A 25,887-nucleotide genomic window follows, 5' to 3' on the forward strand; every position below is an offset into this window, starting at 1 on the left:
CCGGGCCCTTCGCCAGGTGCGGTGGGGCCGGGTCGAAGCCGCCTGGGTGTGTCGTCGAAGCGGTGAGTGGTGAGTGGTGAGTGGTGAGTGCGGTGAGCGTGGTGAGTGGGAGTGGTGAGGTGGACGGTGGCTGAGCGTCGGCGGTATCTGTCGGTGCGCGGCGGCGAGTTGGCCTTCGCGCTGCTCGGGCTGCCGATCGGCGTGCTCGGCGGGGTCTACGCCGTGGCCGTGCTCTATGCCGGGGCGTTGCTCTCGCTCACCGTGCTCGGGCTGCCGTTCGTGGTGGCCGCCCTGGCCGGGGCGCGCGGGCTGGGCGGGCTGCACCGGCGACTGGTCGGGCGGCTGCTCGGCGAGCGGGTGTCGGCCCCGGGCGCGCTGCCCCGGCCGTCCGGGGCGATCGCCCGGGGCCGGGCGGTGCTGACCGACCCGGTGGCCTGGCGGGCGCTGCTCTACCTGCTGCTGCGGCTGCCACTGGGGGTGCTCGGCTTCCTGGTCGCGGTCGGACTGCCGCTCAGCTGCGTCTGGTTGGTGGGCTTCCCGCTGTGGGTGCGGCTGCTGGAGCCGGGGCCCAGACCGGTCGGCTGGCTGGACGTGGCCGGGGCCCCGGCCGGGCTCGCCGTACTGGCGGCGGTGCCGGCGGCGCTGCGGGCGGTGAGCGCGGCCAATCGGGGCCTCGCCCGGCTGCTGCTCGGCCCGGTGCGGTCGCAGGAGCGGGTGCGCGAGCTGGAGACCGCCCGGGCCACCTTGCTCGCCGAGAACACCGACCGGTTGCGCCGCCTCGAACGCGATCTGCACGACGGGACGCAGGCGCAACTGGTCGCGCTCGCCATCACCCTCTCGTTGGCCGACGACGCCCTCGGTGCGGTCACCGGTGAGGCCGTTGGCGAGGCCGTTGGCGACGCCCAGCCCGGGCTGACCGGGCTGCCCGGCCCGCCCGGCGCTCCGGACACCGAGCGCCTGCGCACTCTGGTCGACCGGGCCCGTCGGCAGACCGACGACACCATCGCGGAACTGCGCCGGCTCACCCGGGGCATCCACCCGGTGGCGCTGGACGGCGGCCTCGCCCAGGCGCTGCCCGGGCTCACCGCCACCGCACCGGTGCCGGTCACGGTACGGCTGGACCTGAGGGAGCGGCCGGACGCGGCGATCGAGCAGGCCGTCTACTTCTGCGCGGCCGAGTTGCTGACCAACGTCGGCAAGCACAGCGGCGCGGCGGCGGCGGAGCTCGCGGCGAGCGCAGCCGACGGGCGGGTGCGGCTGACGGTGCGCGACGACGGCCGCGGGGGCGCCGCCCCGGGCGGGGGCTCCGGCTCGGGCTCCGGTTCGGGTTCGGGCCTGGCGGGCCTGGCCGAACGGCTCGCGGCGGTGGACGGGGTGCTGCGGGTGGACAGCCCGCCGGGCGGGCCGACGTCGGTCACCGCCGAACTGCCGAGCCGCCTGTGACGGGTGGCCGCGGCGCGGCCGTCCACGGAACCGCTGCTCCCGGCTCAGCCGCCGGTTTCGGCGAGGTAGGTGAGGACGGCTTTGACGCGCCGGTTGTCGGTTTCGGTCGCCGGCAGGTCGAACTTGGCGAAGACGGCGGCGACGTGCTTCTCCACCGCCCGCTCCGAGACCACGAGCAGCCCGGCGATCGAACGGTTGGAGTGGCCCTGCGCCATCAGCTCCAGTACCTCCCGTTCGCGCGGGGTGAGCGCGTCGACACGGTTTCGCCGCCCGCCGTGCATCAGGCCGTTGACGATCTCCGGGTCGAGCGCCGTGCCGCCGGCCGCCACCCGGTGCAGCGCGTCCACGAACTCCGAGGTGCGGGCGACGCGTTCCTTGAGCAGATAGCCGACGCCGGCGGCGCCACCTGCGAGCAGCCGGGCCGCCCAGGCGGTCTCGGCGTGCTGGGAGAAGACCAGGATGCCGACCCCGGGCGAGGTGGAGCGGAACTCGACGGCGGCGCGGATGCCCTCGTCGGTGTGGCTGGGCGGCATCCGGATGTCGACCACGGCCACATCGGGCCGGTGCTCGTCGACGGCGGCGATCAGTTCGGGGGCCGTCCCGGCGGTGGCGACCACGGTGCACCCGCGCGCGGTGAGGAGTTCGACCATGCCGTCCCGGAGGATCACCGAGTCCTCGGCGAGGACGACGCGGAGCTGCTTCTCGATCATGTCGCCATTATCGGCGGTGGCCGGTCCGCCGCCGGTCGGCGCCCGGCCGCCCGGGGCCGGCTGTCGGCCGGCTCCGCCGTCCAACTCGCCGCCCGTGCCGTGCGGCTCCGCCGTCCAACTCGCCGCCCGTGCCGTGCGGCTCCTCCTCCTCGCCCTGCCCGACGGCTCGCTGCGCGGGGCGTCGGCCCCTTCGTCAGAATGGTATTGACGGTGCGTCAGTGTTCGTCCCCCTGCTGTGCGCGCCAGGCGTGGACGCCGGGGGCGACCTCGACCACCTCGAACGGGTAGGCGTCCCGGACGAGTTTGAGCAGGGCGCGCTGCTCGTCCAGCCAGCCGGGGGCGGGGGACAGGACGACCCGGAGGGTGACGCCGGAGTCCTCGGCGTCGGAGACGGTCACCCAGAGGCCGCCGGGTCGCCCCGGCTCGATCCGCAGCTCCGGGCCGTGCTCCTCGTCCAGCCAGCGCACCGCCTCGCGTCGCGCCAGACGTTCCAGGGCGGCTTCCCACTGCTGGAGTTGACGTCCAGTCACCAGTGTGACGAACTGCCCGCGGGCCGAGTCGGCGGTGACGGTGATCTCGCAGTCCAGCCAGTCGTGGCCGAGCAGGGAGCCCGGTGCGTGCCGCCCCAGCACCCGCACCCGTACGCTCCGCCCGCCGGTGCGCCCCTCGTGCCCGGTGGCGTCGTCGGTGCCGGGGCGGTCCGTCAGTCTGATCAACTCGTTCTGGTGCGAAGCGACTTCACGCACTGTGTACTCCCGGTCACTGCGAATCCAAGGGCTGACATCCTCGCGCAGGTGTTCGTCCGGTGCCAGTCCGTGGGAGGGGTTCGTCTCCGGCGCGCCGACGGCCCGCCCGACCGTGGAGGTCGGACGGGCCGGGTGGGGCGGTGGCCGGCTGGCGGTCAGAGCTGTTCAGGGCTGGTCCGCCCTGGTCGGGACCGGCCGGGACTGGTCGGGACTGGTCGGGGCCGGCGCGGGTCGACGGGAGTCCGTCGGCGCCCGTCAGTGCCCGTCAGTGTCCGGCGGCGCCGGTCACCGCTGGTCGGCGTGGCCGGTCAGGACGGTGGTGAAGATCGGCTCGCCGTTCTGGTGGCCGGTGACGGTGGTGGTGAGGGCGTCCGGGTCGTCACCGGGGGTGTGCCGGGCGGTGATCGTGGTGGCGGCGTCGTGCTCGGCGTACCGGTGGTAGGTGGTCGCGGCGGAGGCGGGGATGACGGTGGCCGGTGAGACGAGCGCGTTGGTGGCCTGGCGGGCGGCCTCCAGTAGGACCATGCCGGGAATGTGGTCGTTGGCGTGGTCGAAGAGGATCGGGTGCCAGAGGTCGGGGGTGAGGTGCCAGGTCCCGGGTGCGTCGGCCGGGGTCAGGACGACGTCGCAGGGGCGGATCCGGCCCACTCGGCCCGGGGCCAGCGGCTCGCCGGAGACGGCGGGCGCCGGGTCGGCCTCGCGGCGTGCCCCGCGCAGCCGCCGGTAGGTGGAGTCCGGCACGGTGGTGAACCGGGCGTGTCCGGTGGCGGCGAGGTGGGCGCCGCGTCGGATGACGGTGCTGAGGGTGAAGTCGATGGTGGTGCCGGCCCGGCGCGGCTGTGGGACGAGTCTGGCCTCGATGGTGAGGTCGGTGGGCGCCGCGCCGATGAGCAGTTGGCGGGGGCGGGTGGTGTAGTCGAGGTTCCACATCATGAACTTGTGGTCGAGCGGGACGCCGAACCGGGTGTGCGCGAGGTAGAGCCCGGCTTGGCGGATCGTTTCAGCGGCCTGGATCGGGTCGTGCCGGGTTCCGTCGGGGGTGGTGAAGAAGGTGTGGGCGCGCGGCCACTGCGCGGTGACGGCGAAGGTCGTCTCGTTCAGCTGCTCGCTGCCGGTGAGGAAGACCTCGGCGTGACAGGCCCGGTGGACGTACTCCTTGGCAACGGTGCTGGTCAGGCGCGGTGCCGGTCCGGTCGGCACGGCCGGTCCGGCGGTGCGGCCGGGGGTGGTGCCGTGGTCCGCGCCGGCGACGCGGGAGATGGCGGGGGCGCGGTAGGCAAGCAGGGTCATGGGAGCGCTCCGGAAGGCCGTGGCGGGCGGGGTGGGCTGCTCAGGGCTCGTAAGATACGTACCTTCCGGTTTGGTTTTCAAGGAGCCCGAACGAAGGTTCGTTGGCGGCCGAGCGTGGTCGGGTGGTCGCTCCAGGTGCCGCGCGATGGCCGTCCGGGTGGCCTGAACCTGGGGCGGATGCCGCCTGGCCTGCAAAGGAATCCCCAAAAGTGGGGTGACAGGTGCATTATCACGGCGGGCCGTTTTCGGTGGGATGCGGCCGGAAGTGGGGAGCCGGATTCCGGCTCTGTCGGCCGGGGGAGGGGTGGCGGTCGCTTTCCCGCCCTGTAGCGTCCACGCGGTTTTCCTTCACTCGAAGGCGGGTGCATGCGACCTGGGGGCGAGGGATCGCCGGTTGACCGGCGGGTAAGATACAGGGTGTTTGGTTTTGTTTGCCGAGCGTTTCGGGCGGGGTGGTTGCGGTGGTGCGGCAGGAGCGGGCGATCCGGACGCGTCGGCTGATCCTGGAGGCGGCGGCCTCGGTCTTCGACGAGCACGGGTACGAGGGGGCGACGATCGGTGAGGTGGTCGCCCGTGCGGGTGTGACCCGGGGTGCGGTGTACTTCCACTTCGCGTCGAAGCGGGAGCTCGCGCAGGGCGTCGTGGAGGAGCAGTTCGGTCGGGACGAGATCCCCGAACGGCATTGCAAGCTCCAGGAGTTCGTCGACCTGGGGATGGTCGTCGCCCATCTCATGCCGGGTGACCCGCTGTTGAGCGCGGGCGCGCGGCTCTCGCTCGGCCAGGACGTGTTCGGCGACCTCAGTGGCGGTGCCACGCCCGGGTGGATCGCCCGGCTGGAGGCGGTGCTGACGGCAGCCGGTGAGCGGGGTGAGCTGCTGCCGCACGTGCTGCCGGCCGAGACGGCGTGGCTGATGACGGGCGCCTGGACGGGCGTGCAGATCCAGTCCCAGAAGATGTCCGGCCGGGCGGATCTGGAGCGCCGGGTGGCCGTGTTGTACCGGCACGTGATGCCGAGCATCGCGGTCCCCGGGGTGCTGGCCGCGCTGGATCTGGGCGCGGACCGTGGTGGGCGGGTGGTGGCCGAGCTGGCGGCGGCCCGTGCTGGTGGCGCCTGACGGCTTGCGCCCGGGGCTGACGCGGCGGCACTTGCGGCGGCGGGTCGGTCCGGTCGGTCGCCGCGGTCCGGAGCTCGATGGTCCGTTCAAAAACAAACAGCTCGTTCGGTTTTGTATTGACAAACCGTCCGTCCTGTTTTTGGATGAGCACCTGGTGCTCGGCTGTGCGGTAGCCGCAGTACCGGCCGGCCGGTGGCCGTCGGGGTCGCCGATCCGTCTGGATTGGGGTGGACGTCATGGAGATCCGGGTGTTGGGGGCCTTGGGGGTCCAGGTGTGCGGGGTGTCGGTGGTGCCCTCGGCGCCGAAACCACGGCAAGTGCTCGCCCTGCTGGCCCTGCGCGCCGACCAGGTCATCTCGGCGGGCGTCCTCGCGGAGGAACTGTGGTCCGGCCATCCGCCACGCAGCGCGCGCACCACCGTCCAGACCTACGTCCTCCAACTGCGCGACCTCATCGACCGGGCGCTCGCCCACCGCGATGACGCCGGAGGAGCGTGCGGAGCCAAGGACGTCCTGGTGACCTCGCCCGGCGGCTACCGGCTCGACAGCGGCGGCGGACTGGTCGACCTCCAGGAGTTCGACCGCCTCGCGGGCCTCGGCTACCGGGCCATGGACGGCGGCGACTTCCCGCTCGCCGCCCGCCAGTTGGGCGAGGCGCTCGGCCTGTGGCGCGGTCCGGCGTTCGCCGACGTCCCGCTCGGCGGTCAACTCGCCGTCGAGGCCAAGCGGTTGGAGGAGACCCGGCTCTGCGCGCTGGATCAGCGGATCGAGGCCGACCTGCGGCTGGGCCGCCACCGCGTCCTGCTCGCCGAACTCACCGTCCTGGTCGACCGCTACCGCACCCACGAGAGCCTGCACGGCCAGTACATGATCGCCCTGCACCGCTCCGGCCGACGGGGCGAGGCCCTGGAGGCCTACCAGCGCCTGCGTAACACCCTGGTACGGGAGTTGGGCATGGAACCCTCGGCCGGACTGCGACGGCTCCAGCGCTCCATCCTGCTCGCCAACCCCGATCGCCCCGAGCCCGACCGTGCCGCCGGCCCCGCCACCCCCGCCGACCAGACCCCTCCTCGCACCACCCGGCTCACCCGCGTCGGCTGAGCCCGCCACGGAGGCGGCCCGCCGAATCGCTGACTAAGACCCCAGGTCCGGCCACGGGTGGCCGGTCAGGCCCAGGTAGTGGCCGAGCCGGGCGGCCGCGTCGAGCATGGCCAGGCCCTGGGCGGTGAGCCTGCGTTGCCAGCTGTCGAGGGCGTCGGCCAGGGAGGCCGTGCCGCCGGCCGTCCGCACCTGTCGGACCACGGTGGCGATGTGGTCCAGCGGGTAGCCGCCGCGCCGGAGCAGGTGGGCGAGTTCGGCGTCGCGGATGTCGTCGGCGCGGAAGGCGCGGTGCCCGGTGGCCTGGTCCCGGGCGGGGGTGAGGATGCCCGCGCCCTCCCAGTTGCGCACGGTCGCCGGGGTGACGCCGAGCCGGTGGGCGAGTTCGCCGATGCTCAGGACGGCGCCGTCCACCGCGGGCTCCGCCGATGGGCCAGCCTCAAGATCCGCCGCAAGATCCGTCTCAAGGTCCGCTGCAAGGTCCGCCGAGAGATCCCGCGCCGCGTCGGGTCGCGCCGTCAGGTGGTGCACGGCCTCCCGCACCGCGTCCAGGGTGTCCCGGTCGCGGAGCAGTTGGCCGTGGCCGCGGTCGATGGCCGTCAGGGCGTCGTCGAGCCCGCCCCGGTGGAGTGCGGTCATGATCCGGCCGCCGGTCGCGTGGCCGTACGCCGCGACCAGGGAGCGGTAGGCGTCGAGCGCGGCCGCGTGCACCTCGGTGTAGATGCGGTAGCCGCTGGCGGTGCGTTCGGCGGGCGGGAGGAAGCCGTCCCGCTCGTAGTTGCGCACGGCCTGGGTCGAGAGGCCGTGCCCGCGGGCGAGGTCGGAGGGGCGCATGGTGGTCACCGGTTTGAGACTTCAGCGGAGGATCGGGCGGTCGGAGCAGGAAAAGTCTCAACCGTTCTTTCAAGGATACGCTTGAGGGTCATGAGTCAGGACTTGCGAGACCTCGTCCCTCCGTCATGCGCACTGCTGGCGCTCGGTGAACCCACCCACCGGGAACCGGCCTTCGCGCGGATCCGCAACGAGCTGTTCGCCCAACTGGTCGACCGGGGATTCCGGTCGATCGCCCTCGAAACCGACCGGGTGGCCGCGCTCACCGTGAACGACTTCGTCCAGGAGGGGGTGGGCACCCTCGACTCGGTGATGGGCGAGGGCTTCTCCCACGGCTTCGGAGAGCTGGACGGCAACCGGCGGCTGGTCGCCTGGATGCGCGACTACAACCGGAGCCGGCCGCCGGCGGACCGTCTGGCCTTCCACGGCTTCGACGCGCAGACGGAGAACACCAGCGCACCCAGCCCGCGGCGCTACCTCGAACACGCCCGCGACTACCTCGGGCTCGACCTCGACCTCGCCGGCCTGGTCGGCGAGGACCAGCGCTGGAGCCGCCCCGAGGCGGTCCTGGACCCGGAGATGTCGCCCGGCGCCTCCGCCGAGGCGGAGAAGCTGCGGACGGTCGCCGACGACCTGCTCACCCTGCTGTACGCGCGGGCCCCGGAACTGGTCGCGGCGACCTCGCGCGCCGAGTGGCTCAGGGCCAGGACGCACCTCACCGCCGGCCTCGGTCTGCTCCGCTACCACCGGCAGTCGGCCGAGCGCCTGGAGCCGGGCGCCCGGCTGTCCGGCCTCCTCGGCACCCGGGACGTGCTCATGGCCCAGAACCTCCTCGACATCCGCGGCGGCGAGGCCCGCCGAGGGGGGACCCTCGTCTTCGCCCACAACCTCCACCTGCAGCGGCAGCCGAGCGCCATGCGGCTGGCGGACCTGGACCTGACCTGGAGCGGCGTCGGCGCGATCCTGAACTCCCTGGACGAGCCGTACACCTTCGTCCCCGGCAGCCTGGGCCGCAGCGAGGCCGTCGGGCTCCAGGAGCCCGAGCCGGACACCCACGAGGGCGCGCTCCAGCGCGGGGCCGCCACCTGGGGACTGGTCGAGCCCGGTGCGGCCGCCGGTGGCCGGACGCGCACCGACACCACGCCGGAGCAGGGCTACTTCCCGCTCGACCGGGCGGTCCTCGACGGGGCCGACGCGATCCTGCACATCGGCGACGGGACCGCCGCCGCCGCGCTCTGACGGCGGCCTGCGGAGGACGGACCCCCGGCAGCGTCAGGTGCGGGCCCCCGGGCCCGGATAGGACGTCCGCAAGTGGCCCAGGAGCGCGGCCGTGGGCGGCGCGGTGGGGCGGCCGGTCGGCCAGGCCAGCGCGATCCGCACCAGCGGGACGGGGTCGGTGAGCGGCCGGATCCGCAGCCCGGCGGCGGGCGGCGGATCCGGCAGCACGGCCACGCCCAGCCCGTGCGCGGCGAGTTCGGCCAGCTGCGGCGGGGCGGACGCCTCGACCGCGACCGTGGGGCGTGCCCCGGCCGCGGCCAGGGCCTGCTCCAGTGCCGTCCGCAGGCCGGTGCCGCGCGGGGTGCTCACCAGGGCGTGCCCGGCCAGTGCGGCGACCGGCAGGGGGCCGTCCGGTCCGCCGGCCAGCGGGTGGTGCCCGGTGAAGGCGGCGACCAGCGGGGCTTCCAGCACGGTGTGCAGGGCGAGCCCGGCCAGCGTCCGCCAGCCGTCGTCGTCGTCCCGTCCGCTCGCGGTGGTGGGCAGGCCGATCACGGCGAGGTCCAACCGCCCCTCGCGCAGGGCGCCGAGCATCCGCGCGGTACCGTCCTCGGCCAGCGAGAGGTCGATGCCCGGGTGGTCGCGGCGGAACGCGGCGAGCGTGGTGGCGAGTCCGGGAAGGCCGTCCGCCCCGGCCGGCGGGACAGGACCCAGGGCTGCCCCGGAGACCAGCCCGAGCCGGACGTGCCCGCGCCGCAGTCCGCCGAAGTCCTGCGCCGTCTGCCGCGCCGCCGCGGCGGAGGCGAGCGCCGCCCGCGCGTGCGGGAGCACCGCCTCGCCGACCGGGGTGAGCCGGACGCCGCGCCCGCCGCGGTCCAGCAGCCGGTGGCCCAATTCCTTCTCCAGCTGCCGGATCTGGGCGCTGACCCCGGGCTGGGTGAGGTGCAGCAGTTCGGCGGCGCGGGTGAAGCTGCCCTGCTGGGCCACGGTGACGAAGTACTGGAGCTGCCGGAGTTCCATAACTTCTGATGATAGGTGGAAGAACTCCCCGGTCTTGGACGTCCGGAGGGTCCCGGCCGCAGGCTGGAGGCATGGGAACCGTGCAGCACGACCAGGCCGTCGACTGGGTCCGCGAGCAGATCGCGGCCGAACGCCGGGAACTCGCCGAGGTGTTCACCACCTTCTCCCCGGACCAGTGGAACTCCCCTTCGCTGTGCGCAGGTTGGCGCGTTCGCGAGGTCGCCGCCCACATGAGCACCGGCTTCCGCCACTCCACCGCCCGCAGTCTCGCGGACCTCATGCGGGCCGGCGGCTCCCTCCACCGGATGACCGACCGGGTGGCGCGCCGCGACGCCGCCGCCCTCACCGACCGCCAACTCGCCGCCGCTCTCGCCGACCACGCCGAACACCCCTGGCGCCCCCCGGTCGGCGGCCGGATCGCCGCCCTCGCCCACGACGTCGTGCACGGCCTCGACATCACCACCGCGCTCGGCCTGCCCTCGCGCCTACCGCTGCCTCGGGTCACCGCCCTGCTCGCCACCGTCTCCCGGCGCAGCCTGCGCTTCTTCGGCGCCCGACTCGACGGTGTCCACCTGCGGGCCACCGACACCGCCTGGGCGTACGGCGAGGGCCCGGCCGTGGTGGAGGGCCGGGCCGAACACCTCCTGCTGCTCACCTACGGGCGCCGGCTGCCGCCCGGCCTCCTCACCGGCCCGGGCGCGGGGCGGTTCACCCTGGACGGGTAGCGGGCGCGTCCGCTCTCGCGTGCCCGGCCGTCGGCGGGAGCGCCGTGCGGGTGCCGGAGCAGATCACCGGGCTGACCCACGGTCCCGCCCCGGCCCCGGTGGCCGAGGGGCGCCACCGCGCGGTTCGCTCCCCGCGGCGCAGTCGGGCGCGCGCGGGGGCGCGCAGGGGTGGCTAGGATCGGAATCGCCCATTCCGGATAGGCGGTGAGACGGGAAGCAAGGTCTCCGATGGCCCCGAGGTCCGAGCAGTGGCCGCCGTACGTGCGGTTCGCGCCGTGGTTGCTGATCGTCGCCGGGCTCGTCTGGAACTCCCTGGATCCCGCCGATTACTGGGGCGACCCGCTCCTCGCGGCCGCCGCCGTCCTGACCGGCGCCCTGCTGACCTTGCGGGACACCCTCGCGGTGGGCGTCGCCAATGTGACCGGCATCCTCGTGCTGGCCGTGCGGGACGGCTCGATCGGCACCCAGGACGGCTACCTGGAGCTGGTGAACACGGCCTTCGCCGCGCTGCTCGGCGTCTGGGTCAACCGCGTCGTCGCCCGGCACGGGGAGCGGCTGGCGCAGGTGCGGTCGGTGGCCGAGGCCGCCCAGCGGGCGGTGCTGCCCGAGCCGCCCGCGCGAGTGGGCCGACTGTCGGTCGCCGCCTGCTACCGGGCGGCGCAGACCGAGGCGCTGATCGGCGGCGACGCGTACGCGCTGCAGGCGACCCCGTACGGCGTGCGGGTGCTGATCGCGGACGTGCGGGGCAAGGGGCTGCAGGCGGTCGGCGCGGTGTCGGTGCTGCTCGGCGCGTTCCGGGAGGACGCCCACCGGGCGCCGGACCTCGTGGCGCTGGCCGACGGGCTGGAGCGGGCGCTGACCCGGGAGAACACGCTGCTGGCCGAGGAGGTGCGGCTGGAGGGGTTCATCACGGCGCTGCTGGTCGAGTTCCCGCCGGGTGAGGACGTCGTGCGCACGCTCGACTGCGGGCACCCGGGACCGTACCTGCTGGGCGGGCCGGAGGCGGTGCGCCGGCTGGATGCCGCCGACCCGGGGCTGCCGCTCGGGATGGGCTCGCTGGGCGTGGCCCGGCCGGCGCCGGAGACCCGGCCGTTCCCGCCGGGGTGCACGCTGCTGCTGGTGACCGACGGGGTGACGGAGGCCCGGGACGCGGCCGGGGAGTTCTACGATCCGCTGCTCGCCCTCGGCCCGCTCGGCCCGTTCGACGGCCCCCAGGAGGCCGTCGACGCGCTGGTGGCGGACGTGGAGCGGTGGACGGGCGGGCCGCGGGACGACGACATGGCGGTGCTGGCGGTGACCTGCCGGGAGGCGGACTGAGCGGCGGGGCCCGGTCCGGCCCGTTCGGCGGCGCGGGTGCTTCTTCCCACGGCCTCCCGCGACGCGGCCGATATCACGATCAGATGACGGACAGTCAGTGTTTCGCATGATCCAGCCAAGTTGAGTGACGGCGTCCGGTGGCCGGAATGCGAATGCCCGCATAGCGGACGGCGAATTGGACGTGCGGGGCCCGCGGTGCGCCGGGTGGCCGTGCGAGTGGTCCGCCCCAGGTCGGCGGCCTGCGCGGACGTCCCGGCGGGAGCGTGCTCGGTCGTATGGGGTCCGTAAGGGCGGGTCGCGGGAGTGGCGCGATCCGGCCGACCCGTGGTTCGTCCGGAAACGGACGCGATGCTTGCCCAGTAGCGAAGTGGTGACCGAAAGTCGCACTGATGAACGAGACGCCAAGCCCCCGCCGCGACCGCCTGCTCGGCCACCGCGACTTCCGACTCCTGCTCACCGGAGCCGCGACGGCCCAGACGGGCAGCCAGGTGACCCTGGTCGCGCTCCCGTTGGTGGCGGTGATGGTGCTCGACGCCACACCCTTCGAGGTCGGCCTGCTGACCGCCGCCGAGACCGCCGCGTTCCTACTGGTCGGCCTGCCGGCCGGCGCCTGGCTGGACCGGATGCGCAAGCTCCCGGTGCTGATCCGCGCCGACGTGGTGCGCTGCCTCGCCGTCGGGTCGATCCCGCCGGCCGCCGCGCTCGGCGTGCTGACCATGGCCCAGCTCTACCTGGTGGCGCTGGTCACCGGGGTGGCGACGGTCTTCTTCGACGTCGCCCACCAGTCCTTCCTGCCGTCCGTCCTGCCGCGCGAGCAACTGGTCGGGGGCAACGGCGCGATCGAGACGGTCCGCTCCTCGGCGCAGATCGTCGGGCCCGGGCTCGGCGGCGGCCTGGTCCAACTGCTCGGCGCGTCGCTCGCCATCGTGGCCGACGCCGTCGGCTACCTCGCCTCCGCCCTGCTGCTCGCCCGGATCCGGGTCGAGGAGCCCCGACCGGAGCCGGCGCCCGGACGGTCGCTGCGTGCCGAGGTCGCCGAGGGCGTGCGCTTCGTGCTCGGGCACCCGCTGCTGCGCGCGATCGCCGCCGCGACCGCCGTGTCCAATCTGTTCGCCGCCGTGCTGGCGGCCGTGCAGACGGTGTTCTGGGTGCGGGTGCTCGACCTCGCGCCGGGCGCCATCGGTCTGCTGCTGTCGGCCTCCGCCGTCGGCGGCCTGGCCGGGGCGCTGTGCGCGGGGCGGCTGGCGGCGTGGCTCGGCCAGGCCCGGCTGATCTGGCTCGCCACCGTGGTGACGGCGCCGTTCGCGCTGCTGTGGCCGCTGTCCGGCCGGGGCGCGGGCGTGGTGCTGTTCGGAATCGCCTCGGCGGTGGTGCTGTTCGGCGCGGTGGCCTACAACGTCGCCCAGGTGAGCTTCCGGCAGAGCCTGTGCCCGCCGGAGCTGCTCGGCCGGATGAACGCCACCATGCGCTTCCTGGTCTGGGGCACGCTGCCGATCGGCGCGCTCGTCGGCGGCACCGTCGCCGACGCGGCCGGACCGCGCGCCGCGCTGTGGCTGTGCGCGGCGGGCTTCCTGCTCGTCCCGGTGCCGCTTCTGCTGTCGCCGCTGCGCCGGCTGCGGGACCTCCCGGCGGACACCGCCGCCACGGCCGGGGAGGAGCCCGTCGCGAGCCCCGCCGCCTGACGCACCCGGCCGCCCGACGAGCCCCGCCGCCTGACGTCCGAACCGAACCGAAACCGGAAACCGGAGACCGTTCCGTGCACGCCAGCATCACCGCCGCCTACCTCGCCCGGTACCGTTCCGCCGCCGCCGACTCCCCGATGGACCTGCTCCCGCTCACCGGCGCCCAGCGGCGCTTCCTGATCACCCGCAGGCTCGCGCCGCAGGGCCGGCCCGATGTCGTCCCGCTGTTCCACGCCTACCCGGGCGGCACCCTCGACCTGCCCCGGCTGGCCCGCGCCGCCGCCGCCACCGCCGCCCGGCACCCGGCGCTGTGCGGCGGCTTCGGAACGGTGCGCGGCACGCCCGTCCTGCGGGTCGGCGCCCCCTCGGCCGAGGCCGCCCGGATCGCCGTCCCGCCCGGCGGCACCGCCCGCTCCGCCCTGCGCGAGGCCCTGCTGGACTGGCCCGCCGACGGGCCCGCGCTGCGCCTGCTGGTGGCCCGGGAGCCGGACGGCGAGGAGGAACTGCTCGCCCTCGCGGTGGACCACGCCGCCTGCGACGAGCAGTCGCTCGGCATCCTCACCGCCGACCTCACCGACGCCTACGCCCGGGACGACCACGCCCAGGAGGCCGTCGCCGCCCCCGACCAGGACGCCCTGGCGGCCTACCGGGAGGCCGTCGAACGGCAACTGGCCGCCGAGGACGCCGCCGCCGGCCCCGCCGCACAGGCCCACTGGGGCCGCAGGCTCGGCGGCGTCACCGGGACGGGCGGGGGAGCGGCCGGCTCCACCGGCATGCTCAGCCACCGGCTGCCCGCCGCCGAGGGGGCCGCTCGCACCGCTATCTTCCCCGCCCTGCTGGACGCCACCGCGGCCGCCGCCCACCGGCTGCACCGGACCGACGGGCAGCTCGCCCTCGGCTACCCGTGGGGCGGCCGCCCGCCGGGTGCGCCCGCCGCGCTCGGCTGTTTCCTCAACACCCTGGTGCACCCCGCCGCACCCGGCGCGGCCGCCGCCCTGGAGGACCTCGCCGACGCCTGGTGGGACGACCTCGACCACGCCGACACCCCGTTCGACGAGGTGGTCCGGGCCGCCCGCACCGCCGGCGCCCCGTGGACGGGCGCCCTGGACGGCATGCTCACCCTGGAGGACCTGCACCGCCGCCCGCCGCTGGTGTTCGGCGGCGTGCCCGGCCGGGAGACCCACCTGGCCGGGCGGCCGCTCGCCGCGCCGTTCGCGGTCGCCGCCTCGCACGGCGACGACCTGCTGGTGCGCCTCGCCTGGGACCGCGAGCGGTTCCCCGAGGACGCCGCCACCGCCGCCTTCGACGACCTGCTCGCCACGCTGCGCCGCCACCTGCGGGCGGCCTGACCCGCCCCGGCCTGACCCCGCCCCCCGGCCTGACCTCGCGTCGGACGCCTGATCCGCACGCCCGCTCCGGACGCCTGATCCGCACCCGACCCGAAGCCGCCCCGGACCCGACCCGAAGCCGTACCGGACCTGCACCGGACGTCCGCATCAGGACGCCCGCCCCGGACGCCTGACCCGCCCCGGACCGAAGCCGCCACCGAGCCCCCACACCGACCGCCGGGCCGCGCCACCACCCCGGCGTGCCCGGAACCAGGGCCGGGCCATCCACGCCCGCCCCGCCACCACAGGGCCAACACGCCCACCACACAAGGGAGTCACCGATGTTTGCGCTCTCCTCCTCGCAGGAGATCGTCTGGCTGCACGAGCAGATGCTGCCCGGCAGTCGTGCGTACAACTTCACCGCCGTGCTCGACCTCTGGGGCACCCTCGACGAGGACGCGTTGCACGCCGGACTGGCCGCCGTCCTCGCACACCACCCGGGCCTGCGCCTGGAACTGGTCGCCCGCCCGGAGGGCCTGCCCGGCCAGCGGGTCGCCGAGCACTGCGAACCGACGCTGCGCCGCAGCGACTTCGCCGCCGAGGCCGACCCGGAGGCCACCTTCCGCGAGCTGCTGGCCGCCGAGGCCGAGGAGCCGGTGGACACCGAGAAGGCGCCGGTGCTGCGCTGGCACCTGGTGCGCCTCGGCACGGACCACCACCGGCTGATCCACGTCGAGCACCACCTCGTCCACGACGGCCACTCCTTCGCGATCCTGCTGCGCGACCTGTTCACCGTCTACCGCGCCCACGTCCTCGGCGAGCCCTACCAGCTGCCCGAGGCGCCCTCGTACGAGCAGCACGCCCGCACGGCCGTCGACCCGGACGCCCGTGAGCGCGCGCTCGCCTTCTGGCTGCGGGAGCTGGCCGACGCCCCGCGCGAGGTCACCCTGCCCGGGCTGGCCAACCCCGGCGCGGTGCGCCGCCACCGCGGCGGCCAGATGCGCCAGTCGATCGGCGCCGACCTCGCCGAGCGGCTGCGCACCCGCAGCAAGGAGGACGGGCACACCCCGTTCAGCACGCTGCTCACGCTCTTCGCCGAACTGCTGCGCCGGCACTCCGGGCACCGCGAACTCGTCGTCGGCACCGCCGTCGGCAACCGCCCGGAGGGCTTCGAGGGCACCGTCGGCATGTTCGTGAACACCGTGCCGCTGCACCTGCGGCTGGACCCGGCCGCCCCCGGCACCGAGGCCGTCGACGAGGTGACCGACGTCCTGCTGCGTGCGCTGCCGTACCAGGACCTGCCGGTCCAGGAGCTGACCCGCCGGCTCGGCCTGCACACCGGCGGCGCCGACAACCCGCTGTTCAACGTGATGTTCAGCGCGCACGACGCCGCGCTGCCGGACGTCCAGGCGCCCGGTCTCGAAGTCTCGCTGTACGAGGGCTTCAACACCGGCACCACCCGCTTCGACCTCGACCTGGTGCTGCTGCCCGACGACCGCCGGGTGGTCGGCGAGAAGCACGGCGGCGCCGGGATGACCCTGGTCTGGGACTACGACGCCGACCTGTTCGGCGAGGCCGAGGCCACCCTGCTGGCCGACCGCCTGCTCCAGCTGCTGCGCTGCTACCTCGACCGGCCCGAGGCCACGCTCGCCGCGCTCGACCCCGCCCCGGCCGCCGAACCCGCCATCGCCGTCGCCCGGGCCGGTCTCGACCCGGCCGCCGCCCACGACCCCACGGCCATCGCGATGATCGCCGGCACCGAGCGCCTCAGCTACGGCGAGCTCGACCGCCGCGTCACCCAGCTGGCCGAACGCCTGCGCGCCGCCGGCGTCACCCCCGGCCAGCCGGTCGCCGCCGTGCTGCCGCGCGGCGTGGACAGCGTCGTCGCCCTGCTCGCCTGCCTGCGGTACGGCGCCGTGTACGCGCCGCTGTCCGCCGAGGACCCGGCCGCCCGGCTCGGCCTGCTGCTGGACCGGCTGGCCCCGGCCCTGGTGCTGGCCACCCGGCAGAGCGCGCTCGCCCTGCCCGCCGAGGGCGTCACCCCCGCGCTGCTGGACGGCCCGGCCTTCCCCAAGGCCGAGCCCGCCGCCGTGCTGGACGGCGCCGCCTACCTGATCCACACCTCCGGCTCCACCGGCGTGCCCAAGCCCGTCCTGGTCGGCCGCGACGCGCTCGCCGGGTACGTCGCCGCGATCGCCGCCCGCTACGAACTGACCACCGCCGACCGGGTGCTGCTGTTCGCCCGCCCGTCCTTCGACGTGGCGCTGGAGGAGGTGCTGCCCGCGCTGGCCGCCGGCGCCGCCCTGGTCGTGCCGCAGCGCGAGGTGCCCACCGGGCCCGAGCTCGTCGCCGTGCTCGCCGCCCGCGGCGTCACCGTCGCCAACCTGCCGACCAGCTACCTGCTCGCCGTCCGCGAGGACCTGCGCGAAGCGCTGCGCGACGGCCGCTGGACGCCCCGGCTGCTCGTCCTCGGCGGCGAGCGCCTGCCCGCCCGCGCGCTGGCCGGCCTGACCGAGGCGACCACCGTGCTGAACGCCTACGGCGTCACCGAGGCCACCGTCACCTCCACCGTGTACGAGGTCACCGCCGCCGACGTGGCCGAGGACGGCGAGATCCCGCTCGGCGCGGAACTGGACGGCGTGCGCCTGCACGTCCTGGACGAGGCGCTGCGCCCGCTCCCGGCCGGCTGTGTCGGCGAACTCGCCGTCAGCGGAGACCTGTTGGCCGATGGCTACCTCGGCCTGCCGGAGCCGACCGCGGCCCGCTTCGTCACCGTGCCCGCCCTCGGCGGCGAGCGCGTCTACCGCACCGGCGACCGCGGCTACCGCGACCTGCGCGGCCGGCTGTGCTTCCTCGGCCGCGCCGACAACCAGGTCAAGCTCCGCGGCCACCGGATCGAACTGGAGGAGATCGAGGCCGCGGCCTCCGCCGAACTCGGCGGGCGCTCCTGCGCGGTGGTGCTGCACACCGACCCGCAGGCCGGCCCGCGCCTGATCGGCTTCCTGGAGGGCGCCGACCGCCCCGACCAGGCCGCCCTGCACGCGGCGCTCGCCCAGCGGCTGCCCGGCGGGCTCGTCCCCGCGACCTGGACGGCCGTCGAGACGATGCCCACCCTGCCCGGCGGCAAGCCCGACCGCGCCGCCCTCGCCCGGCTCGCCGACGAGGCCCCCGCCCAGGAGGCCGCCCCGGCCGCCGAGAGCGCCTTCGCCGACCCCGGCCAGGAACTGATCGCCGCCGCCTGGCGCGAGGTGCTCGGCCACGACCGCTTCACCGCCGAGTCCCACTTCTTCGAGGTCGGCGGCCACTCGCTGCTCGCCGCCCAGCTCGCCGCCTGGCTGGAGCCGCACCTCGGCAGCCGCCCGCCGCTGCGCACCCTGTTCCGCCACGCCGTCCTGGCCGACCAGGCCAGCGCGCTCACCGGCCAGCACCCCGGAAAGGCAGACCGCGCATGACCGCCCCCTCCGCCGTCCTCGAAGACGGCCACCGCGAACTCGTCGACGCGTTCGAGAGCTTCGTCCGCCGCGAGCTCGTCCCGCTGGCCGCCGAACTGCCCGAGACCGCCGACGAGGTGCCCGCCGAACTGCGCGCCTACGTCCGCAAGCGTTCCGCCGCGCTCGGCTTCTACGCCGGCGACTACCCCGAGGAACTCGGCGGCGCCGACATGCCGTTCACCGCCGTCGTCCTGCTGCACCACGCCGCCGGGCGCAGCGGCTGCCCGCTCGCGCCGTACGCCCTGGCCGGCTCCGACGGCCCCAGCCCGCTGCTGCGGCACGGCACCCCCGAGCAGATCGAGCGCCACCTCGTGCCGCTGGTGCGCGGCGAGCAGACCCGCTGCCTCGCCCTCACCGAGCCGCACGCCGGCTCCGACGCGTTCCGCCTCACCACCACCGCCGTGCGCACCGCCGACGGCTGGGTGCTGAACGGCCGCAAGACCTTCGTCAGCAACGCCGACCGGGCCGGCCTGGTGCTCGTCGTCACCGCCACCGACCTCGGCGAGGGAGCCGGGCCCACCGCCGGCGCCACCGCCTTCGTCCTCCCGATCGACCAGCCCGGCCTGCGGATCGGCCAGCGCTACGAGGGCATGTCCGGCGAACCGCTGTTCGAGCTGCTGCTCGACCAGGTCACCGTCTCCACCGACGCCGTGATCGGCGGCGAGGAGGGCGTCGGCGCGGCCACCGCCCTCGCCATGGACAGCCTCTCCCGGGGCCGCCTGGTCGTCGCCGCGATGTGCAACGGCATCGCCGAGTACGCGCTGCGCATGGGCGTCGAGTACGCCCGCGAGCGGCGCGCCTTCGGCAAGGTCATCGGCGAGTACCAGCACGTCCAGGAACACCTGGTGGCCACCCGGGCCGAGGTGGAGTGCTCCAAGCTGCTCACCCTCGCCTGCGCCCGGCTGGTCGACGACGGCACCGAGGCGCCGGAGAACGCGGCGCTCGCCAAGCTCACCGCCTCCGAGACCGCCGTGCGCGCGGTGGACCGCTCGCTCCAGGTGCACGGCGCCACCGGCTGGGTGCGCGGCCACCCGCTGGAGTTCCTGTACCGCTACGTGCGGATGACCACGATCATCGAGGGGACCTCCGAGGTCCAGAAGGTGATCATCGCCCGCTCCATGGGCCTGAACTGACAGTCCGTCAACGGCCTGTCAACGGCCTGAACCACCTGGAGACGATGATGGAAACCCTGAGCATCGAATACGGTCGCCCGCACCAGGACGGCGCGGTCCTCGACCTGTTCGCCACCTGGGTGCACCGGACCCCGGACGCGCCCGCCCTGATCGACGGCGCCCGCACCTACAGCTACGCCGAACTCGACCGCCTCGCCGACACGGTGGCCGCGGCGCTGCGCGACCGGATCCGCCCCGGCGACCTGGTCGGCGTCTGCCTCGGCCACTCCGCCGCCCTGGCCGCCGTCACCCTCGCCACCGCCAAGCTCGGCGCCGTCCACCTGCCGCTCGGCCCGCGCCCCGGCGAGCGCCGGCTCCAGGCCGTCGCCGAGCAGCTGCGGCCCGCCTGCCTGGTCGGCGACCCGGCCCGACTGCCGCATGGCGGCGAGCAGTTGGCGCTCGACCTGGACCCGGCCAGCGACGTGGTCGCCGCGTTCGTCCCCGGCGAGCAGGTCCACGTGCCCGCCGGCACCCACTACGCGGTGCTCACCTCCGGCTCGACCGGCACCCCCAAGGCCGTCGCCGTCGGCGAACCCGCCCTCGGCGCGCTGCTCCACTGGTACCGCGAGCTGACCGGCCTCGGCCCCGGCGAGCGGCACAGCCTGCTGATCGGCGTGTCCTTCGACCCGCACGTCCTGGAGCTGTGGGCCACCCTCACCTCCGGCGCCGCGCTCACCCTCGCCCCCGAGGCCGTCCGCTGGGACCCGGGCGCGCTCACCGACTGGTGGCGCGAGGCCGGCGTCACCGTCAGCATCCTGCCCACCCCGCTCGCCGAACCGATCCTGGCGCGCGGGTGGCCGGACGGGCTGGCACTGCGCCACCTCACCATCGGCGGCGACCGGCTGCGCCGCGCCCCCGGCCCGGACGTCACCGCGGCCGTCCACAACGCCTACGGTCCCGCCGAGGCCACCGTCACCACCACCGTGCACACCATGGCGCCCGGCCTCGACCACGGCGCCGGCGCACCGCCGATCGGGCTGCCCGTCCCGGGCGCGGTCGTCCTGGTCACCGACGAGGAGGGCCGACCGGTGCCGCGCGGCCAGGCCGGCGAACTGCGCATCGGCGGCCGGGGCCTGGCCGCCGGCTACCTCGACCCCGAGCTGACCGCCCGGCGCTTCGTCGGCGTGCCGCCCGGCGTGGACGGCATCGACCGGGTCTACCGCAGCGGCGACCGGGTGGTGATGCGCGCCGACGGCGTGCTGGAGTTCCACGGCCGGCTCGACGACCAGGTCAAGGTCAGCGGCGTCCGGGTCGAACCCGCCGAGGTCGAGGCCGCGTTCGAGCGCGACCCGCGGGTGCGCCGGGCCGTGGTGGCCGCGGCCCCGGCGCCCACCGGCGGCGTCCGGCTGCTCGCCTTCGTCCAGACCGTCGAGGGGTCCTCGGCGGCCGACGCCGACGAGCTGCTGGCGGCGGTCCGGCCGTGGCTGCCCGAGCAGGCCGTCCCGTCGGCCGTCCGCCTGGTCGACACCTTCCCGCTGGACGCCAACGGCAAGGTCGACCGCGCCGCCCTGCTCCTCGCCCCGACGGCGGACGAGCCGGTCGCGGCGGAGGAGGGCGCCACGCCCACCGAGCGCACCGTGCTGCGCCTGTGCCGCGACCTGCTCGGCCGCGCGGACCTCGGGCCCGGCGACAACTTCCTCGCCTCGGGCGGCAACTCGCTCGCCGCCGCACGGCTGCTGGAGGCCCTGGAGGAGGAGTGCGGGGTGCGGCTGCGCGCGCCCCTGGTGCTGCGCCAGCCCGACCTGCGGGCCGTCGCCCGGCTGGTGGCGGAACGGCAGCCGACCGCCGCCGCCGCCGTCTGACCGCCCGCCCGCCCGTACGACCTGCGCAGGGCGCCCCGGCCGTTCGCGGCCGGGGCGCCCGGAAGGGACCCACCATGCCCACCGCGACCCTCCCGGACCTGATCGCCCGGCACGCCCAGGAGCGCCCCGACGCCCTCGCCGTGACCGACGGCTCCACCGTTCTGACGTACCGTCAACTCGTCGACTCCTCGGCCCGGCTGGCCGCGACCCTGACCGCCCGGGGGATCGGCGCCGGCAGCGCCGTCGGCCTGCTCTGCGCCCGTTCCACCCGCCTGGTCGTCGCCCAGCTCGCGATCTGGCGGACCGGCGCCCACGTCGTCCCGATCGACCCGGCCTACCCGCGCCAGCGCATCGCCGAGATGACCGGGGACGCCGGAGTCCGGCTCGTCCTCGGCGACAAGACGCTGCTCGCCGAGGCCGGACTCGCCGAGGAGCAGACCCTCGCGCTGACCTCGACCCTCGTCCTGGCCGAGCCCGCCGCCCCGGCCGGGAACGGCCCCGACGCCATCGGTGCGGCCGCCCCCGACGCCGCCGAGCCGGCCGCGCCCGCCCTGCTCTTCTACACCTCGGGCTCCACCGGCCGGCCCAAGGGCGTCATCGTCCCGCACAGCGCCGTCGCCGACCTGGTCACCGCCCAGGACGCGTTCACGCTCGGCCCCCGCGACCGGGTCCTGTTCCACTCCACGATCAGCTTCGACGCCTCCACCTTCGAACTGTGGGCCCCGCTGGCGCGCGGCGCCGCCGTCGCCGTCTCGCCGTCCGACCGGCCCACCGCCGAGGAACTCGTCCGCGACATCGAGCGGTTCGGCGTCACCACCGTGTTCATCACCACCGCCCTGTTCCACCACCTGGCCGCCCGGCAGTCCCGGATCTTCGGTGTGCTGCGCTCCCTGGCCGTCGGCGGCGAAGCCCTGTCGCCCGAGTACGCGGGGGCGGTGCTGCGCGCCTTCCCCTGGCTCGAACTCTTCAACGTCTACGGGCCGACCGAGGCCACCACCTTCACCACCCTGCACCGGATCACCCCGGCCGACTGCACCACCGGCCCGGTCCCGATCGGCCGGCCCTTCGGCGGCGCCCGCACCCTCGTCCTCGACCAGGAGCTCGCACCGGTGCCGCCCGGCACCGTCGGCGAACTGTGGATCGCCGGCGGCCGGCTCGCCCAGGGCTACCTGGACCGGCCGGAGCTGACCGCCGAGCGCTTCCGCGACCTGCCCGGCACCGGCCGCGCCTACCGCAGCGGCGACCTCGTCCGCCAACGCCCCGACGGCGCACTGGAGTTCCACGGCCGCACCGACGACCAGGTGAAGGTCCGCGGCTTCCGGATCGAACCCGGCGAGGTCGAGCACGCGCTGCTGCAGTTCCCCGAGGTCGCCGAGGCGGCCGTCGTGGTCCGACGGCCCGGCCACACCGACGCCGCGCTCACCGCCTGCCTGGTCCTCGCCGACGGCAGCCGACCGGCCGTCGAGACCCTCCGTGCCCGGCTCGCCGACCGGCTGCCCGCCCACCTGGTGCCCACTGCCTGGACCGTACTCGCCGCCCTGCCGCTGACCGGTACCGGCAAGATCGACCGCCGCGCCCTCGCCGCCGCCGACGAGACGGCCGCCGACGGACCCGGCACCGCCGCCGCCCTCACCCCGATCCAGCAGGCCGTCGCCACCGCCTGGACCCGCGCCCTGGAACGCCCGATCACCGACCCGGCCGCCGACTTCCTCGCCGAGGGCGGCCACTCGCTGCTCGCCATGTGGGTCGTCGACGACCTCCGCGAGGACCTCGGCGTCGAACTCTCGCTCGCCGACTTCCTCGGCCACCCCACCGTCGCCGGCCAGGCCGACCTGCTCGAACGAGCCCTGCGCGCCGCGCACGACGACACCCCGCAAGGAGCCACCCGATGACCGCCGAGCACCCGGCCGTCGACCAGACCGCCGACCAGGCCGACCTGCTGCGCCGCGCCCGCCGCAACCGCCCCGCCGCGGGCGGGCGCCCGGCGGCCCCGCAGAGCGCGCCGACCGGCCAGGGCGACGGCCCGGCCGGCCCCGCCCCGCTCTCGCACGCCCAGCAGCGGATGTGGCTGATGGACCACCTCGGCCAGGGCGGCGCCCTCTACAACGTCCCGCTCGCCACCCGCCTGCGCGGACCGCTCGACCCCGCCGCCCTCGCCACCGCCCTCACCGGCCTCACCGAGCGCCACGCCGTCCTGCGCACCCGCTACGGCCGCCAGGGCGACCAGCCCCACCAGCAGACCGACCCGGTCACCCCGGTGCCGCTGCGCACGGTGGACGCCACCTGGGAGAACGGCGCCGGGAACAACGCCCCCGCCCTGCTCGCCGCCGAGGCCGCCCGCCCCTTCGACCTCGCCACCGGCCCGGTCCTGCGCGCCCTGCTGCTGCGGCACGGCCCGCAGGACCACACCCTGCTCCTGAACATCCACCACATCGCCGTCGACGGCGGCTCGCTGCCCGTCCTCGCCGCCGACCTGGCCGCCCTCTACGCCGCCGCCCGCGACGGCGTGGCGCCCCAACTCCCGCCGCCCGGACCGTCGTACGCCGACTACGCCCGCGAGGAGCGCACCCGCGACGCCGAACTCACCAGCGCCGCCGACGCCCGCGCCCGACACCTGGCCGGCGCCCGCCCGCTGGCGCTGCTGCGGCCCACTCCGCCCGGGGCACGCGAGCGCCGGGCCACCCTGCACGCCGCCCCGCTCGCCCCCGCCACCGTGGAGGGCCTGCGCCGGCTCGGCGCCCGGCACGGCGCCACCCTGTTCGCCGTCGTCCTGGCCGCCGCCTTCGCCACCCTGCGCACCGCCGCCGACCAGGCCGACCTCACCCTCGGCTGCGCCAGCGGCCAGCGCCTGCGGCCCGAGCTGCGCCGTACCGTCGGCCTCGGCGTCAACACCCTCGCGGTGCGCGCCGACCTGGCCGGCGATCCCACCTTCACCGAGGTGCTCGGACGGGCCCGGACCGCGCTGCTGGACGCGCAGCAGCACCACGAGATCCCGTTCGACCTGATCGTCGAGCGGCTCGGCGCGGCGGCCCGCGGCGCCGACGGCACCCCGCTGCTGTCCGTCAGCTGCGACCTCGTCCACCCCGCCGAGCCGCTCACGCTGCCCGGCCTCACCGCAGAGGACGTCGAACTCGACCTGGGCCTGGCCAAGTTCGGCCTCGCCCTGCTGGTCGAGGACGGCCCGCAGCCGCGCTGCCTGGTCCAGCACGACCGGGACGCCCTCGACGAGACCACCGCCGAGCAACTGCTCACCGCCTTCGCGGACCTGCTCGCCGCCGTCGCCGCCGACCCCGACCAGCCCCTCTCCGCGCTCCCCGGCACCCGCCTGGCCACCGCCCAGCACCCGGCCCTCGCCGCACTGTCGGCCGACTCCCGGGTGGTCGAGGCGGCCGTCGTCGAGACCGCCGACGGCCCGCCGCTCGCCTATGCCGTGGTGCGCGGCCCGGTCGCCCCGACCGGCGTCGAACTGCGCGCCGCACTGCGCGGCCACCTCGCCCCCGCCCACCTGCCGTCCGCCGTCACCCTGCTGGACCGGCTGCCCCGGCACGCCGACGGAACCCCGGACCGCGGCCGGCTGCCCGGCGCGGCCCCGACCGCCCCCGAGCGGTCCGGCCCGCTCGACACCGTCCGGACGGCCTTCGGCGAACTGCTCGGCACCACCCCGCCCGCCGACGGCGACTTCTTCGCCCTCGGCGGCCACTCCCTGGTCGCCGTCCAGCTCGCCGAACGCCTGCGCACCCGCACCGGCCTGCCGCTCACCGGCCTGGACGTGCTGGAGCAGCGCACCCCGCGCGCCCTCGCCGCCCTGCTCGCCACCCGCGAGGACGAGCGCCGCGCCGCCCCCGCCCGCACCGGCTCCCGCCCGGGTACCCGCACCCGCGCGGGCACCGTGCTGCTCACCGGCGCCACCGGCGGTGTCGGCGCGGCCGTCCTCCAGGAACTGATGGCCCAGGGCCGCCCGGTCCGGACCCTGGTCCGGCCCGAGTCCGCCCACCTGCCCGCCCTGCACGGCGCCGAACTGGCCGAGGGCGACCTCGCCGACCTCGACAGCCTGCGCCGCGCGGTCGAGGGTGTCGACGCCGTCATCCACGCCGCCTGCACCTTCACCGAGCACGCCGTCGACCTCGCCGCGATGCGCGCCCTGGTCGAGGGCTGGCGCGGCGGCCCGTTCGTCTTCGTCAGCAGCATCGACGCCTACGGCCGCCCGTCCGGCACCGACATCCCCGAAGGCGGCCCGACCGGCGAACCGGTCAGCCCCTACGGACAGGCCAAGCTGGACTGCGAGCGCATCCTGTTCGAGGCGGCCGCCACCGGCCGGGGCCCGGCCACCGTGGTCCGCGCCCCGATCGTCTGGGGCCCGCACCAGCGCCTGCGCGACCAGCTCCGCTGGGGCTCCACCGGCGACCTCTACCAGGCCGCCCTGGCCGGCCGCCCGATCGCCCTGCCCGCCCCCGCCCCCGGCGACCGCTCCGCCTGGTACGGCGCCGCCTGGGTGCACTCCGCCGCCCTGGCCCGCGCGCTCGCCGCCTGCGTCGCCGACGGCAACCCGGCGGCCGGCCGGATCGTCAACGCCGTCAACGGGCACGTCTCCTGGGCGGACTTCACCGGTGAGCTCGTGCGCCTGCTCGACTCCGGCAGCCCGCTGGACCTGCGCCCCGACGCCGATCCCGAACTCCGCCGCCCCTGGCACTACCGCGCCGAGACCCTCGCCGCCCCGCTGAGCCCCGAGCCGGGCGAGGACTGGCGCACCGTCCTGGCGGCGATGGTCGGCTGACCTGCACCGCTCCGTGTCGTGGGGGGCGGCCCGCGGCCGGCCGCCCCCGCCGGCGGGGGGGCGCCGCGGGGATATGTTAAAGCGGCCGAGATCACCTCACGGGGGGGCACGGGAACAGCGCTGGGCGGG

Annotated in this window: 18 protein-coding genes; 13 read left to right on the forward strand and 5 right to left on the reverse strand. The window is 75.8% G+C overall.

The genetic code is table 11. From position 1 onward, the window contains the following. The first annotated feature begins 126 nt into the window (after positions 1–126). Entirely contained in the window at positions 127–1,443 is a 1,317-nt protein-coding gene (locus tag AB0O82_RS12105) for a sensor domain-containing protein (RefSeq protein ID WP_363582733.1), read from the forward strand. Between the two features lie 44 nt (positions 1,444–1,487). On the opposite strand, the gene AB0O82_RS12110 is transcribed toward AB0O82_RS12105, so the two are convergent. The 3 genes from AB0O82_RS12110 to AB0O82_RS12120 all read right to left on the reverse strand — a co-directional run bounded on the left by AB0O82_RS12110 (position 1,488) and on the right by AB0O82_RS12120 (position 4,189). Continuing rightward, complete coding sequence (locus AB0O82_RS12110) at positions 1,488–2,153, reverse strand: response regulator transcription factor (protein WP_363582735.1); 666 nt, start codon at positions 2,151–2,153, stop codon at positions 1,488–1,490. A 215-nt stretch (positions 2,154–2,368) separates the two neighbouring features. Continuing rightward, entirely contained in the window at positions 2,369–2,899 is a 531-nt protein-coding gene (locus tag AB0O82_RS12115; protein WP_363582737.1) for a DUF5959 family protein, read from the reverse strand. A gap of 285 nt (positions 2,900–3,184) precedes the next feature. Then, a complete protein-coding gene (locus AB0O82_RS12120) occupies positions 3,185–4,189 on the reverse strand; it encodes a ScbA/BarX family gamma-butyrolactone biosynthesis protein (protein ID WP_363582739.1) in 1,005 nt (334 codons plus the stop codon). A gap of 461 nt (positions 4,190–4,650) precedes the next feature. On the opposite strand from AB0O82_RS12120, the gene AB0O82_RS12125 reads away from it, so the two are divergent. Both AB0O82_RS12125 and AB0O82_RS12130 read left to right on the forward strand, forming a co-directional pair. Then, positions 4,651–5,304 carry a ScbR family autoregulator-binding transcription factor gene (locus AB0O82_RS12125; protein ID WP_363582741.1) on the forward strand — a complete coding sequence of 218 codons (654 nt, stop codon included), beginning with the start codon at positions 4,651–4,653 and terminating at the stop codon, positions 5,302–5,304. A 236-nt stretch (positions 5,305–5,540) separates the two neighbouring features. After that, complete coding sequence (locus tag AB0O82_RS12130; protein ID WP_363582743.1) at positions 5,541–6,404, forward strand: AfsR/SARP family transcriptional regulator; 864 nt, start codon at positions 5,541–5,543, stop codon at positions 6,402–6,404. A gap of 33 nt (positions 6,405–6,437) precedes the next feature. On the opposite strand, the gene AB0O82_RS12135 is transcribed toward AB0O82_RS12130, so the two are convergent. After that, positions 6,438–7,235, reverse strand: coding sequence for a TioE family transcriptional regulator (locus AB0O82_RS12135; protein WP_363582782.1), 798 nt, complete (start codon positions 7,233–7,235; stop codon positions 6,438–6,440). 90 nt (positions 7,236–7,325) lie between these two features. Here AB0O82_RS12135 and AB0O82_RS12140 point away from each other — a divergent pair, with 90 nt between their 5' ends. Beyond that, positions 7,326–8,471 (forward strand): erythromycin esterase family protein, encoded by a 1,146-nt coding sequence (locus AB0O82_RS12140; RefSeq protein WP_363582745.1) that lies wholly within the window; start codon positions 7,326–7,328, stop codon positions 8,469–8,471. A gap of 33 nt (positions 8,472–8,504) precedes the next feature. On the opposite strand, the gene AB0O82_RS12145 is transcribed toward AB0O82_RS12140, so the two are convergent. Further along, positions 8,505–9,467 (reverse strand): LysR family transcriptional regulator, encoded by a 963-nt coding sequence (locus AB0O82_RS12145; protein ID WP_363582747.1) that lies wholly within the window; start codon positions 9,465–9,467, stop codon positions 8,505–8,507. A 71-nt stretch (positions 9,468–9,538) separates the two neighbouring features. On the opposite strand from AB0O82_RS12145, the gene AB0O82_RS12150 reads away from it, so the two are divergent. The 9 genes from AB0O82_RS12150 (at position 9,539) to AB0O82_RS12190 (ending at position 25,758) form a co-directional block, all read left to right on the forward strand. Beyond that, complete coding sequence (locus AB0O82_RS12150; protein ID WP_363582749.1) at positions 9,539–10,192, forward strand: maleylpyruvate isomerase family mycothiol-dependent enzyme; 654 nt, start codon at positions 9,539–9,541, stop codon at positions 10,190–10,192. A gap of 228 nt (positions 10,193–10,420) precedes the next feature. Then, entirely contained in the window at positions 10,421–11,509 is a 1,089-nt protein-coding gene (locus AB0O82_RS12155; RefSeq protein ID WP_363582751.1) for a PP2C family protein-serine/threonine phosphatase, read from the forward strand. Between the two features lie 389 nt (positions 11,510–11,898). Continuing rightward, positions 11,899–13,191, forward strand: coding sequence for an MFS transporter (locus tag AB0O82_RS12160; protein WP_363582753.1), 1,293 nt, complete (start codon positions 11,899–11,901; stop codon positions 13,189–13,191). A gap of 74 nt (positions 13,192–13,265) precedes the next feature. Next, positions 13,266–14,540 (forward strand): non-ribosomal peptide synthetase, encoded by a 1,275-nt coding sequence (locus AB0O82_RS12165; protein WP_363582755.1) that lies wholly within the window; start codon positions 13,266–13,268, stop codon positions 14,538–14,540. Between the two features lie 320 nt (positions 14,541–14,860). Then, positions 14,861–17,971, forward strand: coding sequence for an amino acid adenylation domain-containing protein (locus AB0O82_RS12170; RefSeq protein ID WP_363582757.1), 3,111 nt, complete (start codon positions 14,861–14,863; stop codon positions 17,969–17,971). Further along, on the forward strand, positions 17,968–19,143 hold the full coding sequence (locus AB0O82_RS12175) for an acyl-CoA dehydrogenase family protein (protein ID WP_363582759.1): 1,176 nt from the start codon (positions 17,968–17,970) through the stop codon (positions 19,141–19,143). Before AB0O82_RS12170 ends, AB0O82_RS12175 begins: the two co-directional genes overlap by 4 nt. Before the next feature lie 47 nt (positions 19,144–19,190). Then, the gene (locus AB0O82_RS12180) at positions 19,191–20,984 is read left to right on the forward strand and encodes an AMP-binding protein (RefSeq protein ID WP_363582761.1); all 1,794 of its coding nucleotides are present in this window, start codon (positions 19,191–19,193) and stop codon (positions 20,982–20,984) included. A 74-nt stretch (positions 20,985–21,058) separates the two neighbouring features. Next, the gene (locus tag AB0O82_RS12185) at positions 21,059–22,876 is read left to right on the forward strand and encodes a non-ribosomal peptide synthetase (protein ID WP_363582763.1); all 1,818 of its coding nucleotides are present in this window, start codon (positions 21,059–21,061) and stop codon (positions 22,874–22,876) included. Then, positions 22,873–25,758: a condensation domain-containing protein gene (locus AB0O82_RS12190; protein WP_363582765.1), complete on the forward strand. Its 2,886-nt coding sequence runs from the start codon at positions 22,873–22,875 to the stop codon at positions 25,756–25,758. The genes AB0O82_RS12185 and AB0O82_RS12190 overlap by 4 nt, the downstream gene beginning before the upstream one ends. Positions 25,759–25,887 lie beyond the last annotated feature (129 nt).

It is taken from the genome of Kitasatospora sp. NPDC088264, assembly GCF_040685715.1.
Classification (GTDB): domain Bacteria; phylum Actinomycetota; class Actinomycetes; order Streptomycetales; family Streptomycetaceae; genus Kitasatospora.

Coding starts and splice junctions, on each gene's coding strand:
- AB0O82_RS12110 (WP_363582735.1), bottom strand. CDS start 2,153: ATGATCGAGAAGCAGCTCCGCGTCGTCCTCGCCGAGGACTCGGTGATC.
- AB0O82_RS12120 (WP_363582739.1), bottom strand. CDS start 4,189: ATGACCCTGCTTGCCTACCGCGCCCCCGCCATCTCCCGCGTCGCCGGC.
- AB0O82_RS12130 (WP_363582743.1), top strand. CDS start 5,541: ATGGAGATCCGGGTGTTGGGGGCCTTGGGGGTCCAGGTGTGCGGGGTG.
- AB0O82_RS12135 (WP_363582782.1), bottom strand. CDS start 7,235: ATGCGCCCCTCCGACCTCGCCCGCGGGCACGGCCTCTCGACCCAGGCC.
- AB0O82_RS12140 (WP_363582745.1), top strand. CDS start 7,326: ATGAGTCAGGACTTGCGAGACCTCGTCCCTCCGTCATGCGCACTGCTG.
- AB0O82_RS12145 (WP_363582747.1), bottom strand. CDS start 9,467: ATGGAACTCCGGCAGCTCCAGTACTTCGTCACCGTGGCCCAGCAGGGC.
- AB0O82_RS12150 (WP_363582749.1), top strand. CDS start 9,539: ATGGGAACCGTGCAGCACGACCAGGCCGTCGACTGGGTCCGCGAGCAG.
- AB0O82_RS12155 (WP_363582751.1), top strand. CDS start 10,421: ATGGCCCCGAGGTCCGAGCAGTGGCCGCCGTACGTGCGGTTCGCGCCG.
- AB0O82_RS12160 (WP_363582753.1), top strand. CDS start 11,899: ATGAACGAGACGCCAAGCCCCCGCCGCGACCGCCTGCTCGGCCACCGC.
- AB0O82_RS12170 (WP_363582757.1), top strand. CDS start 14,861: ATGTTTGCGCTCTCCTCCTCGCAGGAGATCGTCTGGCTGCACGAGCAG.
- AB0O82_RS12175 (WP_363582759.1), top strand. CDS start 17,968: ATGACCGCCCCCTCCGCCGTCCTCGAAGACGGCCACCGCGAACTCGTC.
- AB0O82_RS12180 (WP_363582761.1), top strand. CDS start 19,191: ATGGAAACCCTGAGCATCGAATACGGTCGCCCGCACCAGGACGGCGCG.
- AB0O82_RS12185 (WP_363582763.1), top strand. CDS start 21,059: ATGCCCACCGCGACCCTCCCGGACCTGATCGCCCGGCACGCCCAGGAG.
- AB0O82_RS12190 (WP_363582765.1), top strand. CDS start 22,873: ATGACCGCCGAGCACCCGGCCGTCGACCAGACCGCCGACCAGGCCGAC.